Annotated in this window: 13 protein-coding genes; 4 read left to right on the forward strand and 9 right to left on the reverse strand. The window is 63.1% G+C overall.

The window, feature by feature from the left end:
* Nucleotides 1-4: 4 nt before the first annotated feature.
* Together AX703_RS06140 and AX703_RS06145 are read right to left on the reverse strand one after the other, a co-directional pair.
* Complete coding sequence (locus tag AX703_RS06140; protein ID WP_062343284.1) at nt 5-1,384, reverse strand: TonB-dependent receptor; 1,380 nt, start codon at nt 1,382-1,384, stop codon at nt 5-7.
* Between the two features lie 216 nt (nt 1,385-1,600).
* Complete coding sequence (locus tag AX703_RS06145) at nt 1,601-2,287, reverse strand: GntR family transcriptional regulator (protein WP_062343285.1); 687 nt, start codon at nt 2,285-2,287, stop codon at nt 1,601-1,603.
* A 93-nt stretch (nt 2,288-2,380) separates the two neighbouring features.
* Between AX703_RS06145 and AX703_RS06150 the strand changes: the two genes are divergently transcribed.
* Both AX703_RS06150 and AX703_RS06155 read left to right on the forward strand, forming a co-directional pair.
* Nucleotides 2,381-3,913, forward strand: coding sequence for a malonyl-CoA synthase (locus AX703_RS06150; RefSeq protein ID WP_231735400.1), 1,533 nt, complete (start codon nt 2,381-2,383; stop codon nt 3,911-3,913).
* 26 nt (nt 3,914-3,939) lie between these two features.
* A complete protein-coding gene (locus AX703_RS06155; protein ID WP_062343286.1) occupies nt 3,940-5,172 on the forward strand; it encodes an SLC13 family permease in 1,233 nt (410 codons plus the stop codon).
* Nucleotides 5,173-5,176: 4 nt separating this feature from the next.
* Here AX703_RS06155 and AX703_RS06160 read toward each other — a convergent pair whose 3' ends face one another.
* The 6 genes from AX703_RS06160 to AX703_RS06185 all read right to left on the reverse strand — a co-directional run bounded on the left by AX703_RS06160 (nt 5,177) and on the right by AX703_RS06185 (nt 14,175).
* On the reverse strand, nt 5,177-5,989 hold the full coding sequence (locus AX703_RS06160; RefSeq protein ID WP_231735401.1) for a class III extradiol ring-cleavage dioxygenase: 813 nt from the start codon (nt 5,987-5,989) through the stop codon (nt 5,177-5,179).
* A 64-nt stretch (nt 5,990-6,053) separates the two neighbouring features.
* Nucleotides 6,054-7,139: a DUF1214 domain-containing protein gene (locus tag AX703_RS06165; protein ID WP_062343287.1), complete on the reverse strand. Its 1,086-nt coding sequence runs from the start codon at nt 7,137-7,139 to the stop codon at nt 6,054-6,056.
* Between the two features lie 4 nt (nt 7,140-7,143).
* Nucleotides 7,144-7,896: an SDR family NAD(P)-dependent oxidoreductase gene (locus AX703_RS06170; protein WP_062343288.1), complete on the reverse strand. Its 753-nt coding sequence runs from the start codon at nt 7,894-7,896 to the stop codon at nt 7,144-7,146.
* Nucleotides 7,896-10,277 (reverse strand): TonB-dependent receptor, encoded by a 2,382-nt coding sequence (locus AX703_RS06175; protein WP_062343352.1) that lies wholly within the window; start codon nt 10,275-10,277, stop codon nt 7,896-7,898. The genes AX703_RS06170 and AX703_RS06175 overlap by 1 nt, the downstream gene beginning before the upstream one ends.
* Nucleotides 10,278-10,559: 282 nt before the next feature.
* Entirely contained in the window at nt 10,560-13,364 is a 2,805-nt protein-coding gene (locus AX703_RS06180) for a DUF3857 domain-containing protein (protein WP_062343289.1), read from the reverse strand.
* Between the two features lie 61 nt (nt 13,365-13,425).
* Nucleotides 13,426-14,175 carry a 3'(2'),5'-bisphosphate nucleotidase CysQ gene (locus AX703_RS06185; protein ID WP_369820995.1) on the reverse strand — a complete coding sequence of 250 codons (750 nt, stop codon included), beginning with the start codon at nt 14,173-14,175 and terminating at the stop codon, nt 13,426-13,428.
* A gap of 107 nt (nt 14,176-14,282) precedes the next feature.
* Here AX703_RS06185 and AX703_RS06190 point away from each other — a divergent pair, with 107 nt between their 5' ends.
* Both AX703_RS06190 and AX703_RS06195 read left to right on the forward strand, forming a co-directional pair.
* Nucleotides 14,283-15,392 (forward strand): hypothetical protein, encoded by a 1,110-nt coding sequence (locus tag AX703_RS06190; RefSeq protein ID WP_062343290.1) that lies wholly within the window; start codon nt 14,283-14,285, stop codon nt 15,390-15,392.
* Between the two features lie 13 nt (nt 15,393-15,405).
* Entirely contained in the window at nt 15,406-15,870 is a 465-nt protein-coding gene (locus AX703_RS06195; protein ID WP_062343291.1) for a nuclear transport factor 2 family protein, read from the forward strand.
* A gap of 2 nt (nt 15,871-15,872) precedes the next feature.
* Here the strand turns inward: AX703_RS06195 and AX703_RS06200 are convergent, their stop codons facing one another.
* A complete protein-coding gene (locus AX703_RS06200; RefSeq protein WP_062343353.1) occupies nt 15,873-16,550 on the reverse strand; it encodes an SDR family NAD(P)-dependent oxidoreductase in 678 nt (225 codons plus the stop codon).

A 16,550-nucleotide genomic window follows, 5' to 3' on the forward strand; every position in this document is an offset into this window, starting at 1 on the left:
CCCGTCAACAGAAGGAACCGTTCAATGCGAACTTGACAAGGCCCGGATCATACAAATCGACCACCGTGTTGCCGACGCGCGACTTGAGGTCGTGCGAGTAGCGGACGCCGCCCGTGATCTTCAGGTCAGGGACAATTTCATAGGTTGCCTGCCCGAAGACTGACTTGTTCTCGGCAATTGTCGGGTCCTGCGGGAAGCCGAAGCGCGTGTTGGCACCCAGCAGATTGTTCAGGAAGAAGGCAATGCCTGACTTTTCCTTGAAGTAGTATCCGCCGATCTGCGCCTGCAGCGGGCCATCACCACCATAAGCGAGACGGACTTCCTGCGAGGTTTGCCAGTACTTGCCCGCAAAGTCCGCCGAGAACGCTCCATTGGCGGCGTTGCTGAATTCCTTGCGTTCCGATTCACGGTATGACCCGAGATAGGTCAGCGTGACATTGCCCAACGTATAGTTGAGCTCGCCCATCACGCCCTTTTCCTCGTTGTTGCGGAAGGCCTGCTGCGCCTGCGTGCGGCTCAACGTGCGGGCGACATCGGGATCGGCGCCCAGATAGGTTGGCGCGCTGAAGTTCTGGCGACCGCCGCTCGTGATGTTGCTATAGAACTGCGTGGTGGGAACACCGTTGGTAGGGTTGCCCTTCACCTTGCTGTAATCACCGACAAGCAGAAGGCTGAGGTCCGGGGTCGGCTTGAACAGTGCTGACAGGCGGACAGACTTGTTGTCCTTGAACTTGTTGAGCGTCACGCCATCGTTCGGTGCGCCATCGATAAGATAGCTGTCACGCTGGTCGATGTTCGCGGCAACGCGGAAGGCAATCGTTTCGCCAGCCGGGACGTTGATGACGGCAGTACCATTCAGCGCGTTGAAATTGCCGTAGGAAACATCGGCGCGTGCGCCAAATTCGAACTTGGGCTGAACCGTGAGGATGTTGACCACGCCGGCCGTCGAGTTGCGCCCATAGAGCGTGCCCTGCGGGCCGCGCAGCACTTCTACGCGCTCGATGTCGAAAAACGAGACTTCCTGAGCCTGCGGACGCGCCAGATAGACGCCGTTGATCATGAAGGCCGCCGAAGGATCGCCCTTTTCGGTACCGTCGGTGCTGGTCACGCCGCGAATGGTGATCTGCAGGCCGTTGCCGCGCACGATAGACAGGTTGGGAACGCTTTCCTCAAGCTGCGTCGGATTGGTGATGCCCGAGGCGATCAGATCGTCACCGCCGACAGCCGTCATTGCAATCGGGGTCTTGGACAGCAGCGATGAAGTGCGGTTTGCCGTGACGACGATGTCGCCATCTGTCGGCGCCTCGCTCGCATCCTGGGCGTAGGCGGACGTAGCCGCCAGAGACAGTGCCGATGCCAGGCACGCGAACTGCAGTTTTCTCATCGTAATCCTCCCTTTTGAAACCTGCACCCTTATCGACAGCGCTGTCAGCAGAGGGGGCGCCAGGGCTCACATATCGCCCCTGTGGCTTGGTTCTGGCATCCCTCTCAGCCGCTGCAATGTATGCGCGCGGTCGTTATGCCTCTTGCCTTGCATACTTGTTTTGACAGCGCAAGCCAAAATTGTTGCCAGTTCCCACTGGCCTTGTTGAGGGTATCGTCAGCCTTGCACGTCGGGACTGGTGAAAAGGCGAGCGTATCCTTCGAGCGCGTTCGAAGCGTTGAACATGTGCGCACGCATCAGTTTGGCCGCTTCTTCCCCATCGCCACGCATTACGGCCTCGACCAGTTCGCCGTGTTCGTTGCGCGACCGCGCGGGTCGTCCACCCTGTCGCAACTGCGCTCTGCGAAAGGCGGCCATGCGCTCACGAAGGAGCTTTGCCTGTTCCACGATGAAGGTGTTGTGGGTTCCCTCATAAATCGCATCGTGGAACCGCCAGTTCAGTCGGTCGTACTCCTCTACATCGCCATTCTCCACCAAAATGGCCGATTCTTCGTGGATTTTCCTCAGCGCGCTCCGTTCGAGAGGGGTCATTCGCCACGCCGCCAGGCGCACGCACAGCGCTTCGATTTCCGCTGAGAGTTCGAACATCTCGAACACCCGCTCTGCCGTCATCGCGGCCACGACCGCACCGCGCCGCGGTCGCATTTCGACCAGTCCCTCCGCAGCCAATTGCCGCAAGGCTTCGCGAACCGGCGTGCGCGAGGCGCCGAACCGGTCGCCCAGTTGCTGCTCGTCCAGCTGGGTGCCGGGCGCCAGAATGCCGCTGGTAATTTCGTCCGCAAGCGCGAGGCGGATGCGCTCCGAACGCAGCATCCCGCCGGCGTGGTCATTTTCCGAAATCATGTTGATGCATGCCCGATAGTGTGATTATGGAATTCTTGCATACACACACTCCGGAAACAACCTGTTCCCGAGTCCTGCTCAAGGACCTGCCAATTGCCTTACGGTGCGCCGCACGACATCCTCAGCCTGTTTCTGGGCCATTGCGAATCTCAACCAGATGCACCCTTCCTGATCGGTCCGGATGGAGCAGAGCTGAGTTACCGTAGCGCCGCAGTTCGCGCTGCCCAGATCGCCCATGCATTTCGCGCCAATGGCGTGATGCCGGGCGACCGTGTGGCTGTCCAGGTCGAGAAATCGCAGGTAGCGTTGCTCACCTGGCTGGCCGCGCTGCTGTCGGGCGCTGTCTACCTCCCGCTCAACACTGCGTATACGATAGGCGAATTGCGCTACTTCCTTGGTGATGCGCGCCCCGCCCTCGTTCTGTGCCGCACCACTGATGAGGCGGCCATGTCGGACTTGTGCAGCGAGCTTGGCCTGCCTGCGCTGCTGACGCTCGACGCAGAAGGCAACGGCGGGACGCTCGTAGAAGCCGCGGCAGGCCAGCCCGAAGCCTTCCCGCGCCACATTCCGCAGCCGGACGACCTCGCTGCGATCCTTTACACCTCCGGCACAACCGGGCGCAGCAAGGGAGCAATGCTGAGCCATGCGAACCTGGCCTCGAATGCGCTGACCCTGCTCGATTATTGGCGCTTCACCAGCGCCGACCGGTTGCTTCATGCCCTGCCGATCTTTCACACGCACGGCTTGTTCGTGGCAACCAACGTCACGATCGCGGCGGGCTCGGCGATGATCTTCCTGCCGCGGTTCGATGCTGATGAACTTGTCAGGCTGATGCCGCAGGCAAGCGTGTTGATGGGGGTGCCGACCTTCTATTCGCGGTTATTGGGCCATGCCGGTTTCACTCGCGAGCTTGTCAGCCATATGCGCCTCTTCATTTCAGGTTCGGCGCCCCTCTCGGCGGAGGTCCACAAGGATTTTGCCGCTCTCACCGGGCAAGCGATCCTCGAACGCTATGGCATGACCGAAACCAACATGAACACTTCCAATCCCTATGATGGCAAGCGCAAGCCGGGCAGCGTAGGATTCCCGCTCCCGGGCGTGATCTTGCGCATTGCCCAGCCCGAAAGCGGAGTCGAAATGCCCCAAGGCGAGATTGGCGTGATCGAGGTCAAAGGACCCAACGTGTTTCGCGGTTACTGGCAGATGCCTGAGAAGACTGCCGAGGAATTCCGCGACGATGGCTTCTTCATCACCGGCGACCTGGGCTACATCGACCCGCAAGGCTATGTGCATATCGTCGGCCGTGCCAAGGATCTGATCATCGCCGGGGGCTTCAACATCTATCCGGCCGAAGTCGAAGCCGTGCTCGATGAGATCCCCGGCATTGCCGAAAGCGCGGTGATTGGGGTGCCCCACGCCGACATGGGCGAGGCCGTCGTTGCCGTGGTGAAGGCGACCGACCCGACGCTCGATGCCGATAGGGTAATTGCCGCTCTGGCTGACAGGTTGGCCCGCTTCAAGCAGCCGCGCGCGGTCGTTTTCGTTGATGAATTGCCGCGCAACACCATGGGCAAGGTGCAGAAGGCACTGCTAAGACAGGAATATGCCGCACTCTTCGCCAGCTAGGGCAACGTGCGGGAGGGGAATGAGAGATGTTGATCCTGTCGATCGCGATTCTGGTCGCGATCTTCGTGGCGGCAGTGTGGTTGCCGGTAAACATGGGGCTGATCGGCTTCGCAGCAGCTTTGGCGCTTGGCGTATTCGGCGCAGGACTGCCGGTGAAGGAGGTTCTGGCCGGCTTCCCTGCCGACCTGTTCCTGACCCTGCTCGGCATCACCTATCTGTTCGGGATTGCCAGCAGGAATGGCGCGATAGACTGGCTGGTGGCGCGCGCGGCGGGGCTGCTGGGCAGTCATACGGCGCTTTTGCCGCTGCTTGTCTTCCTCGTCGCCGGCGTGCTGACGGCGCTTGGCGCTGTCGGGCCTGCTGCGGTCGCCATCGTCGCCCCGATTGCCATGCGCTTTTCGCGCAGCCACGGCTTTTCTCCATTGATGATGGGCCTGCTCGTCGTCCACGGCGCCCAGGCAGGAAGCTTCTCGCCCATCTCGATCTACGGCGGCATCACCGCCAAGGTCCTCACCGGCAGCGGCATCGAGCCTGATGCGCAATACCTGTTCATCGCCAGCGCAGCCTTCAATGCCGCAATCGCCCTCATGGTCTGGCTGTTCTATGCCCGGCGCGAGGCGGTGGCAGGCACGAACCACGAAGGCCATGTTGAAGTGCCGGTGCTCGACCGAGATGGGGCGTGGACGCTTGCCGGCCTGCTGGCCCTCGCCGCCGGCGCGCTGCTGTTCAAGGTCGAGATCGGGTTCATGGCACTCATGGTGATCCTCGCGCTCGCCATGGTTGCGCCGCGTACGCAGCAGGGTGCGCTCAAGCAGGTTGACTGGTCCACCATCCTGCTCATCTCAGGCATCGTCATCTACGTGACCCTGCTCGACAAAATCGGCACGCTCGATGCAATCAGCGCACTGATCGGGCAGGTTGGATCGGCCAGTCTCGCAGTTCTTCTGCTATGCTATCTTGCCGGCGTCGTCTCGGCCTTTGCTTCGTCGACGGCGCTGCTAGGGGTCATCATCCCGTTAAGCCTGCCCGTTCTCGCTGGCGGTCACATCGCCGTCATGCCAGTCGTCGCGGCGATCTGCATTGCCAACACCATCGTCGATACCTCACCGTTTTCCACCAACGGCGCGCTGATCGTCGGCAATGCGCCCGAAGACGAACGCCCTGCCATGCTGCGCAAGCTGCTGCTTTATGCCGCAATCATCGTTGGCATCGGGCCGATGCTGGCATGGGCCGCCTTTGTCGGATTGCCCGGCCTTTGATCGTCTAGCCGAACCGGAAGCTGGTCACGGCAAGGCCGCCGAAGAAATCGTCCTGGTGAAACTGGACGCTGCATGGATCTGCTCCGGCAGCTCCGGCGATGACATGCAAGGGCAGCAGGTGCTCGGGCCGCGGATGCGCCTGCATGGCCGCAGGCCCATCCATCCACCGCTCGAGCGCGATCGCACGCTGATCGCCATCGACGCCGGAAAGTCTGTCGCGCAACCAGCGGTCGAAGGCATGCGACGCCGCCTGTCCCTTCACCCCGAAATTACGCAGATTGTGATACGACAGTCCCGAGCCCAACACGAGCACGCCCTCCTCGCGTAGCGGCGCAAGGAGGCGGCCCATGGCGATGTGTTCGGCTGCGTCGAAACTGGTCAGCACTGAAAGCTGGACAACTGGAATGTCCGCCTCGGGCCGGATCGGCTGCATCATCGAGAAGGTGCCGTGATCGAAGCCGCGCTTCGCGTCCCCGCGACAGTCCATGCCCCCGGCGCGTAGCAACTGGCTGACTCGACCGGCTAGCTCCGGACTCCCGGGAGCGGGATAGCGTATGCGATAGGTGTGTTCTGGGAAGCCATAGTAATCATAAAGCATCGGTGGCGCCGCGTTGGTCGAAACGTGCGGCACCGCCTCTTCCCAGTGTGCCGAAACCACGAGGATGGCCTTGGGCATGGCCCCCAAGGATGGGATGACAGCCTGCAGCGAACCTTCAAGCTGGTCGTATGCCCGGCGCATCGGGCCGTCCATCCATGGCCACGGGCCGCCGCCATGGTTGAGGAAGAACGTCGGAAGGCGGTCTGCAGTCTGGGTCAATTGTCATTCCCGGCGTTGTATTCAGTGGCCGAGATGGCACCTGCTGGGGCGCCCGACAAGATCGTCAGAGCTTCACCACCCGCATCCTCGGTACCACGTTCTCGGCTGCGTTGAACCAGCGCCACAGGCCTGTGCCGGAACGATGCCCGGCAAGATCGACCCAGTTGCCGAACCCCGGATCAGCATCGGCACAAACCACGATCACGCTGCCGTCCGGCTCCAGCCTGGCCATCGAATTGTTGAGCCACACCTTCTGGTGAACGTGGTCGAGCGATTCCATCCACCAGTTGTCGATCTGGACGTTCCACATGCGGCAGTCCGGCACCGGTGTTTCGATCACCAGCGCCTCGCCCGGCTGGAGGTCGAAGTAGAAGTGGCCGTACCAGATATTGGGATCGCCGCCCGCCTTCCAGAAAATCTCCTGCGGCGCATCGTAGAACTGGTTGGGATGCGCCTTGAACCATTCGGACCAGTTGGCGAAGGTATTGGCCGTGCCCCGCGCCCATGCGGCAGAGGCCATGAGTTGCTGTTCGATCAATGCGGGCGTAAGCAGCGCGGGCGCTGTCGGTCCATCACTGATCCGTTCCACCTTGATGTCGGCAGGGATCTGCGTCTGCTTGTCGTCAAAGGTCTGGCGCACGATCAGCAAGGTGGTGTCGTCTGCCATCGGCAGCCAGTTGCCCGGCTGCGGATCGCGGCTGACCACGATCTCGAAGGTGCCGTCAGGCCCGAACTCCATCTGCGCGAATTCGATCTCGCCAGTCGAAGCCATCGTCCCGTCGATGGCATAGCGGTTGGCCTTGCTGCCGATCGAGAAGTAGGGGACCGTATTGCGCTTGCCGGTGATGCGATAGGTACGATCGCCCCGCACCACGCACTGCTGGTAGAGGTTGTCGGGGTTGTCGGCGCCGATCTTGATCTTGTCGTCGCACAACAGGAACAGGCGCGGAAAATCCGGGTCCGCGCTGTCGACCAGCATGTTGAGCGCGGTGCGCGCCAGACGGCTGAGATACCGCAGACCCTCGGCCTGATCGAGTGCGCTGGTCGGGCTCGACGGGCGTGCCAGAACCTCCCCCGCCTCGGCCAGTTCGCTGCAGAACCGGCGCCAGACGTGGCTGAGGTTGCTGGCTTCGGCGGAAAGGTCTGTCATGCTGTCATCCTGCCAGTTGTCCGCCGTCGACGGTAAACAGCGATCCGGTGATCTTGCGCGCCTTGTCGCTGGCGAGGAAGGCGAACATTTCCGCGATGTCTTCTGGCGCGCACGAACCGTCCAGCAGCTTGGGCGCGTTGCGCATCATCAGCGCCCAGTCCACGCCCTCGGGCGGAGGGGTGTTCTCCGTCATCGGCGTGATCACATGGCCGGGGCAGATCGCATTGATGCGAACACCTGCGGCAGCATATTCGATGGCCAGGCCCTTTGTGATCGCCGCCACGGCGTGCTTCGAGGCCGAATAGGCAGCGTTGTAGGGCTGGCCCTGCAGCGCGGCGGTGGACGCGGTGTTGACGATGGTGCCCTTGCTCTTGAGCAGATGTGGCATCGCCGCCTGGCAGATCACGAAGACGCTCGTCGCGTTGACGTGCATGAGCAGGTCGAAGTCCTCTGCCGCAAAAGTCTCGGAGCGCCCCCATTTCAGCAGGCCAGCGATGTTGCAGACTATGTCGAGCCCTTCGCGCGCGGCGGTGTCCACCAGCGCGCGGCACGAGGCATAGTCGGTGGCGTCGTAGGCCTGCACCACCGGCGCGGTGCCCGAAGCGGCGGCGATCATCGCGGCCGTTTCCTCAAGCCCCGCAAGATTGCGATCACCGATGGTCAGCGCCGCGCCCTCGGCAGCGAAGCGGATAGCGGTGGCGCGGCCGATGCCCGATGCCGCACCGGTTACCAGCGCCTTTTTCCCTGCGAACAGCATTAGAACTTCACGCCCAGCGTGAGGCCGTAAGTGCGCGGATCGGGGAAATACCCGACCGTCAGGCCGCCAAAGCCCGGGCCAAAGTCGATGAAGTTGGAAGGATCGCGCTCCTTGGTCAGGTTCTTGACCCACAGCGCCAATTCAGCCTTCGCCCCGCCCAGCGGCACTTCGGAAACTGCGGCGCGCAGGTTCGCGATGGTGCGGCCCCTGGACTTGGTGTTGTTGGCGTTCTGGTCCGACGGGTTGGTCGTGTTCAGGGCATAGGGGAAAGTGTAATAGCTGGAGACGTAGTTGATATCGCCGTTCACGTTGAAGCGGCCCCAGTCACCCTGCGCCACGCGGAGATCGACGCCAGCTGCGGCAGTGGTCTTGGGTGTGTGCGGGAAGGCACGGTTGTCGGCGACGTTGGTGTCGACGCCGTTCACCGCCTCGATATAGCTCTTGTACTTGGGGTCGAGGAAGGCGAGCGAGCCGTTGATCGTCAGCACATCGACCGGACGGATCACCGTCTCGATTTCCAAGCCGCGGATGCGCGCGGCGGCGGCGTTCTTGACGACCGAGGCTGCCGCACCGTTGGCGGTGAAGACCGAAAGCTGGATGTCCTTGTGTTCGTCCCAGAAGCCGGCGACGTTGAAGATCACCTTGCCATCGGCCAGCTTGGTCTTGATGCCGACTTCGTAGCTGTCGACCGTTTCCGGGCGATAGGGGTTGCACAGCTCAAATGCGCCGGTCGGGCAAGCCGCTGTGGGCGCGCGGAAATCGTTGGTTTCGCCGTTGAAACCACCAGACTTGAAGCCCTGCGCGAAGCGGGCATAAAGGTTGATGTTGTCGTTCGCCTGATAGGCCAGCGTGATCGCAGGGTTGAAGCGGTTGAAGGTCGCATCGGGCACGCCGCCGTAGGGTATGTTCGCCACAACAAACGGCGCGAAGATGCCATTGGCCGCATCGAAGTTCACCCGCAGGAAGCGGCGCACGTCCTTCTTCTCGTGCGTGTAGCGTCCACCCAGCGTCAGCTTCAGGGCATCGGTGATGTCATAATCGACCTGCGCGAACACGGCGAAGGCTTCCGTGTTCGAACCATAGTCCGACTGATAGGACGCACCGCCGCCAAAGAAGCTTTGCGGCCCGAGCGTTTCGGCCTTTTCCTTGTAGTAGAATACGCCCGCGACGTACTTGAGCTTGTCGCTCATCGTCTGGCCGGAAACCTGCAGCTCCTGGCTCCAGCTGTGGAAGCTGGTGTCACGCTGGGTGAGCGCCACCGGCAGCGGCGAACCGTCCAGGTCGAGCGAGTCTGCCCACTTGAGGTTGCGGTAAGCGGTGATCGACTTGACCGTTGCTCCGCCAAGATCGAGCGCCAGGGTCAGCGCATGACCATACGTGCGCGAACGTTCGTAAAGCGGGTTGGCGTCGAGCGATGCGGTCGACTGGCGGTCGGCCCGGTCATAGAGGTTGAGCGGGAAGAACGCGCCGCCGAAGGCGTAACCGGGCGAATTGGGGTCGAAGATGTCTTCGGGGTTGCCATTACGGTTCACCCGCACAAGTTGCGCATAGTCCGGGCGCTGATCGAACTTCGAATAGTCGAACATGTAGTCCGCGGTGAAGTTGCTGCCTTCAGGCTTGAAGCGCAGCTGGACCATGCCACTCTTGCCGTCGAGGTCATTGGTGCGACCGGTGCGCGCAGGGCCTGCGGCTACCGCTTGGGGATAGGGATTGGGCGTCAGCCTGATGAAGCCGTCACGCTTCTGGATCTGGCCCGAAAGCTTGAGCGAGAAGGGCCCCATCGCCGGAAGATCGACCACGGCGCGCCCCTTCCAGTAATCGTAGTTCCCATAAGTCAGCTCGCCCTTCACGCCCAGTTCGCCGCTCGGCGCCTTGGGCACGAGATTGACGGCACCGGCCAGCGCGTTGCGGCCATAAAGCGTGCCCTGCGGACCGCGCAGGATTTCAACGCGCTCCAGGTCGGCCACGTCGAAGATCGAACCCTGCGCCTTGGCAATGTAGACGCCGCCCAGGTAAAGGCCGACGGCAGGTTCCCAGGTCACGGCCGGGTTGATCGTCACCGATCCGCGGATGGCGATCTGCGAAATCGTCTTGTTCGATGGCGCACGTTCGAACTTCACGTTCGGCGCGATCGAGCCGAGGCTGTCGATCGAGGTGATGCCGCGCGTCTCGAGGAACTGGCTGCTCACCGCCGAGATGGCGATCGGCACGTTCTGGATGTTTTCGGCCCGCTTCTGCGCAGTGACGACGATCTCGCCGATACCCGAGGTATTTTCGGCAGCAGTGTCTTGCGCCGAATCCTGCGGCAAATCTTGCGCGAATGCCGGTGCTGCAACAAAGGCGAGCGAGCTCAATGCCGTAGCGGCGAGCAGTTTCCTCACGATGTCCTCTCCCTCTCCAGGATACTTTCCGATGCGCTTTCGCGCAATCAATTCGGACTTAAGCTACGCATATGCAGCGAGGATGGCAACTGGAAACTCTGTATTTCGGCAAAATGCGTCGCACTCGCTGGTGAGTGTTGCGCAAAGCACGCATTTTTGCAGTTCACGGCTTGCCCTACGTGCACGCGCGGTGACGCGCAGCGGCACTGCCGCTCTTCAAGGAGAAACATAGGGAGGACTGCGCCTTGCCGGCATGACGCGGCACGGGGACAGGCTTGCGCGTTACTTCAAGCCGTAGCGCGCGTAATCCTGCACCAAACCCGGCGCGACCTTGCGAAAGTAGGCAAGATCGGCCTTCGCTTCCGGCTTGCCCATGGCGTTGCCGATCCACGCTTTGAGATATTGCGACGCGATCTGCGAGGGCCAGATTTTCAGCGCTGCCTCGGTATCGGCCAAGGCACTGGCAAGATTACCTTGCGCCACCCACGCCAAAGCTCGGCTGTCGAGCACGGCGGCCGGGTTGGAGGCGCGCTCGGTCGCCTGGTTGCACACGTCCATCATCACGTCCGTGCCGACGCGGAAGCGCGCACGATACCAGCACGAGGCATTGAGCAGAGAGGTGTCGCCGGGCCTTTCGTCGATCAGGCCATTGATCTCCTTCAGGCCTTCGTCCCCCCTGCCGGCATAGGCAAGCACGTCAGCGCGTGTCTGGACGACTCCTGAATGTTCGTCGCCCATGTCGTCGTATTCGCTCAGCAGCGCCAGCGCCTCTTCGGTCTTGCCAGACTGCCCCAGCGCCGCTGCAAGGGTCATCGCGTTGCTGGCCGACGGCGCGAGCTTGAGCGCCTCACGGAAATCGGCAATCGCTTCCTCCAAACGCCCCATCTGACGCTTGGTGTAACCACGACGGCTGTAGGTCCACGCATCCGGTGTCAGCCCAATCGCCTTGTCCCAATCCGCCACTGCGCCTTCCAGATCGAAGACTGATTCTCGGAGGTCTGCCCGCCGCACCAACGGATCGGCCTGCGCATCGCCGGTCTCCCGCAAGAGCGCCTGGGCATAGGCAGCCTCGATGGGTGCGAGCCGTGCCTTGAGCGCTGCCGTCTGATAGCGCCAGGCCCGCGCTGCGCTGACCGGGGCGACAAGGAAGGGTACGGTGTTGCGCAGCCGCAGAGCCTTGGCCTTCTCTGTCGCGATTTCCGCTGCGGGCAATTCCCCGCCCAGCGACGCCCGCTCCTCGCTCACCGTGAATCGCTGCCCCTCAAGCTGCCCCTTGCGAGTCACCGTGTTGCCGGCAAAGCTCACCTCGTAGTCAGGCTTGCCGCCAAGCTTGAAGCCCGGTTCGTCGGGCGGCAGCAGCACTTCCATTTCCTCGATCACCCGCTCGGCCGATCCGAGGCTGACTGGCAGCGCCTTCCAGTTGGCGCGGCTACGGTCATAATCGAACGAGGTCGTCGCGCTGCTCAACCCGCGCATGTCCATCCGCTTGGTGCCGTCACGATCACCGAACAGCGACACAACGATTCCCTTGATGTTCACGGTTGCCGTGCCGGTCTCGCTGTCAAAGCTGGTGCTGCCGTCAGTTACCAGCCCGCCGTCGTCGGTAAGACTCTTGAACAGCGAATCCGCCATCTTGCCAAGGATCTGCTTTTTCTGATCGGCACTCGCCTGCCCCAGCGCCGCGCCGAAATTGCTGCCGAGCATGCCGGAAAACGTCGTCGTGACTGTCACGAGCGCTGGCATGTCGATCCCGGCGCGCTGATCTATGGTCATCTTCACAATTCCCGCAGGCAGCTGAGGCAGACGCGGTGCGATGGTCATGAGCGGTGCACCTTCCGCCCGGATCGGCAGGGCAAAACGGAACGGTGGCACATCGGCAATCGTCGCAATCCGGGTGCCGGTAGCTGTACCATCCAGCCAATAGGTCTCGCCCGCGATCTCGGCGCGCACGATGACATGGTCGAACGCTGCGGGCATCGGCAGCGATTCCGGCACGGCATCGCCCGTCTGGCTATTGACGGCAACGACCTCTGCCTTGATCCCCAAGGCTTCAAGCAAGGAGAGCAGGAGCAGGGATTTCGCCTTGCAATCGCCGTAGCGCGAGGTCCAGGTCAGCGAAGGGGCTTGCGGCACGTAGTTCCCGCCGGCCATGCCGTTCAGCAGATAGCTGACCTGATCCTGCACCAACCGCGTAGCCAAAGCTGCGCGGGTCAGTGGGTCTGCGCTCTGCTTCTCGATCTTGGCGACTTCCGCTGCCAGCGGGCTGCCTGGCGCAATCGCGTCCTTCGTCGAATAAAGCGGTGCGAACACCCGCGAGACTTCTTCCCAGCTGCCGAACGTGGTGGCTTCCAGCGTGGGCGGCCGGGTAAAGCGCGATGGCACACCTTGCGGCATCTCCTCTCGCTTTGCCAGTGGCAGCGCCACGTTCACGGTGTGCCAGCCGTCCTTGACACTTTCGGTCGGGTTGCCGGCCGCCGGGCCCGCCTGCCATTTTACCGCGAGGCCTTCGGGCCAGGAAACGCTGGTGCGTGCAAAGCCTGCCTCGAGCGGCAGGGTCAAGAGACCGCTGTCGATCTGCACTTTCCCCTGCAACGCCTTGTCGCGCATGGTCTGGCTATAGGCAATCCGCACCACATCGCCGACCTGCAGCCCGGGAATGGCGAGAGTGGCGGTCAACATGCCGTCGATCTGGCGCTGCTCCAGCCCTCGCTCCCGTCGCAACACCTGATAGCGCGCGCCGCCCTTGAGCACGTCGATCACCTTGCCCGCGCGGAGAATCTCGACGCGATGAACTGTCAGATCGCCCTTGTCGGGCATCCACACCGCTGAACTCGTGCCGCTCTGTGTCAGCGATTCCGGGCTCCCCAGCTTGAAGGCCTGGTCGACATAGACTCGCAGCGTCTCGCCTTCGATACGCTGCTGCACGTCGAGCAGGGCGATAGGGGTATTCGCCGCGGTGTCGATCTTTGCGGCATCGCGCACTTCGGCCCATTTCGGCGCTGGGCCGTAAAGGACGGTCTCTCCGGCAAGTGCCGGTGCAGTAGTGGCAAGAAGACCGACAACGAACAGCGCGAATCTATTGCGCACGCAAACCCCCTGAAATTGAGGGGATTACCTGCCTTCTATTTGGATGTCTGGCAATTGCCCATCAAGCGCGCTGAACAGCCTTTATCCGGGATAGGACCATTTCGGCATGTTCCTTACGGCAGATCAGCAGGTCAGGCATGTATGTGTCAGCCTGGTTGTAGACGAGCGGGCTTCCATCGATGCGGCTGCAATGCAGGCCATGCGCCAAGGCGACTGCGACGGGCGCGCAGGAATCCCATTCGAACTGGCCGCCCGAATGAAGATAGATATCGGCATCGCCAAGAATAACGGCCATCGCCTTGGCCCCGGCGCTGCCCATCGGCACGAGCTCGGCCCCGATGGCCTCGGCCACGGCCACCGCTTCGTGCGCCGGGCGCGTGCGACTGACGACCATGCGCAAGGTTTCGGGCGCGGGCGGCACTTCGCGAGGCTGGTCGGTGCGCAGGACGATCCCGGCCCCCCCGTTCGCGCCTGGCAACGCCACCGCGCCTGTGCTTGCCACGCCGTCAATGGCCAGGCCGACATGGACCGCCCAGTCAGTCCGCGCCTCGCCATATTCGCGCGTGCCATCGACCGGATCGACGATCCAGGTGCGCGAATACTGCAGCCGGTCAAGGTTGTCCTTTTCCTCCTCCGAAAGCAGGCCATCTTCCGGCCGCTGTTCGCGCAGGGCGTGGACGAGGAACTGGTTGGCCGTGGCATCGCCGGCCTTGCCCAGCTTCTTGAGGCTGAGCATTCCGCTTTCGCGCACCGTCAGCAGCAGCTTTCCCGCCACTTGGGCAAGATGGGCTGCAAGTTCTGCATCGGTCATCGCGGCAGAAGGCGTCACGGCATCAGTCATTCGGAGAAGCTCCCTCAGGCTCGGCTTGCAATTCAGCCCTTCGCCCCTAAACCAAAGCTCCCATATGGGAGGAAACGGTGGCATTCACGCATACGGACCAGCAGGAGCTTTTCCTGCCGCTTGTCGAGGGTGTTCACGAAACGCCGCCGTGGGGCGCGTTCATGCGCAATCTCGTCGCCCGCACATATGCGCGCCGCGCTTTCCTCATCATCACCCTGGCCAATGCCATGCCTTCGCAGGAGCCGACCGTCATCCATGTCACCGCGCCCCGCGCGGTGAGGGAGCGTCAACTCGACTTCCGCCGCATCAACGCACTCGGCCTGCACCCCTATGGCCAGCTGCGGCCAGGCCGTGTCTATGCGATCGACGAGATGCTCGATTTTGACGATCCCGCGCGCCTTGCCCTCCAGCGCAGCGCTCTGGCCGAGATGGGCATTCGCTATGGCCGCTGGCTCCGCGTAAGCGCCGGCGGTGCGGCCGATGCGTGGCTGCTGCTGGTGCGCGAGCGTGAGGATTTCAGCTCTGCTGCCGTTTCCACCCTTGCCGCCATCGGCCCGCACCTTGCCGCTTCGCTGCGCACGCTCGCCGCACTTGCCGAACAGCGCTTGCAGACCGCGATGGCACAAGCAGCACTTGCTCGGCTCGGCGCGGGTCAGCTGGCTTTTGATGCAGGCGGACGGGTCATGGCAACCGACCCGCAGGCCGAGCGGATGCTGACCTTCGCTCCCGCCCCGGATCCCCGTGGTGGGCGACGGCTGCAGCTCCTGCCCGCTGCCAGCGGCGCGCTCGAAAAGGCTTGCAGCGCAATCGCCGAGGGCCATATCGAAGCGACCGCGATCCTGCTTGATCCTGCGCGTGACCTGCACATGCTCCTGCGCAAGTGCGACCTTGCCCTGCCCGAACCACACGCCCTGCCCGCCGTGATCGGTACGCTCCGCACCTCCGTCCGTGAGGATGAGCGCGCGGGAACCCGCATCCTGCGTGAACTGCACGGCCTGTCCGACCGCGAAGCCGCGCTTGCAGAGAAGCTGAGCCGTGGCGAGACGATTATCGAAGCGGGGCGTGCCCTGCGCCTGACCGACGAGACCGCACGAAACTATTCCAAGCGCATCTACGCCAAGACCGGGACGCGCGGACAGGGCGACCTTGTTCGCGAGGTGCTCGGCGGCCTCACTCCGTTTGCGTGAAAGCACCAAGCCAATGCCGGAAGCCACCGATTTCTCTGCCCGCCTCACTGCTCTTGAAGATCGCGAAGCTGTGCGAGAGCTTATCGCGCGCTACGGACCGCTTGCCGATGCAGGCGATGCCCAGGCCCTTGCCGAGCTGTGGACCGAGGATGGCGAATATGTCGTCACCGGCTTTGCCACGGCTAGGGGCCATGCCGAAATCGCCGCGCTGATCGAGGGCCCGGTCCACCGCCAGCTCATGGCCGATGGTTGCGCCCATCTCCTTGGCCCTGCTGCCGTCACTGTCGCAGGCGATGTCGCCACTGCGCGCTGTCATTCCTTGGTGCTGCGCCACGAAGCAGGCAGCTTTGTGGTCCACCGCGTCTCGGCCAACCGCTGGTCGTTCCGCCGCACCGCGAAGGGCTGGCGGGCAGTGCGGCGCGAAAACGCCCTGCTCGATGGTGCGCAGGCAGCCCGCGCACTCCTACAGGGCGTGTAGGGTTAGCCCCCGCGCGATACCGGGATCAGGGCCCCGCTCAGGTTGCGTGCGCCGGGCGATGCCAGGAACACGATGACCTTGGCCAGCGAAGCCGGCTGCACCCACTGCGAAAAGTCGGCGTCGGGCATGTCGGCCCGGTTCGTCGGCGTGTCGATGATGCTTGGCAGCACGGCGTTGACCGTGCAGTCCGTCCCGGCAAGCTCGGCGGCAAGGCTCTCGGTCAGCTTGTGGACGGCTTGCTTGGATGCGGCATAGGCCCCCATCCCGCCGCTTGCCACCAGCGCGCTGCCCGCGCCGATGTTGACGATCGCCGCGCCCGGCGTCGCGCTCAGCGTCGGCAGCGCAGCCTTGGTCATGGTCACGCAGGTGGTCGCGTTCATCGCGAACATCCTTGCCCAGGTCTCGGGACCGCCATCGGCGAGCGTCTGCCACACGAAACCGCCCGCCACGTTCACCAGAACGGCAATGTCGCCCAGCGCCGCCTTGACTTGCTCTACCGCCGCCGCTGCGGCAGCGGCATCGGTCAGGTCCACACCGCCGATGTCGAGCCCGCCAGGGTTCGCGTCCGGCGCCGAGGGCGCAAAATCGATCCGCGCCACCTTGTCGCCATTGTCGCGGAACGCCTGCGCCACGGCGCGCCCCAGCACGCCAAAGCCACCCGTAACGATTACCGAACGCAT

Source organism: Novosphingobium sp. CCH12-A3 (assembly GCF_001556015.1).
Taxonomy (GTDB): domain Bacteria; phylum Pseudomonadota; class Alphaproteobacteria; order Sphingomonadales; family Sphingomonadaceae; genus Novosphingobium; species Novosphingobium subterraneum.

Bases quoted from the DNA above. Each gene is read 5' to 3' on its own strand.
- AX703_RS06140 (WP_062343284.1), bottom strand. From the start codon at position 1,384: ATGAGAAAACTGCAGTTCGCGTGCCTGGCATCGGCACTGTCTCTGGCG.
- AX703_RS06145 (WP_062343285.1), bottom strand. From the start codon at position 2,287: ATGATTTCGGAAAATGACCACGCCGGCGGGATGCTGCGTTCGGAGCGC.
- AX703_RS06155 (WP_062343286.1), top strand. From the start codon at position 3,940: ATGTTGATCCTGTCGATCGCGATTCTGGTCGCGATCTTCGTGGCGGCA.
- AX703_RS06165 (WP_062343287.1), bottom strand. From the start codon at position 7,139: ATGACAGACCTTTCCGCCGAAGCCAGCAACCTCAGCCACGTCTGGCGC.
- AX703_RS06170 (WP_062343288.1), bottom strand. From the start codon at position 7,896: ATGCTGTTCGCAGGGAAAAAGGCGCTGGTAACCGGTGCGGCATCGGGC.
- AX703_RS06185 (WP_369820995.1), bottom strand. From the start codon at position 14,175: ATGACCGATGCAGAACTTGCAGCCCATCTTGCCCAAGTGGCGGGAAAG.
- AX703_RS06195 (WP_062343291.1), top strand. From the start codon at position 15,406: ATGCCGGAAGCCACCGATTTCTCTGCCCGCCTCACTGCTCTTGAAGAT.
- AX703_RS06200 (WP_062343353.1), bottom strand. From the start codon at position 16,550: ATGCGTTCGGTAATCGTTACGGGTGGCTTTGGCGTGCTGGGGCGCGCC.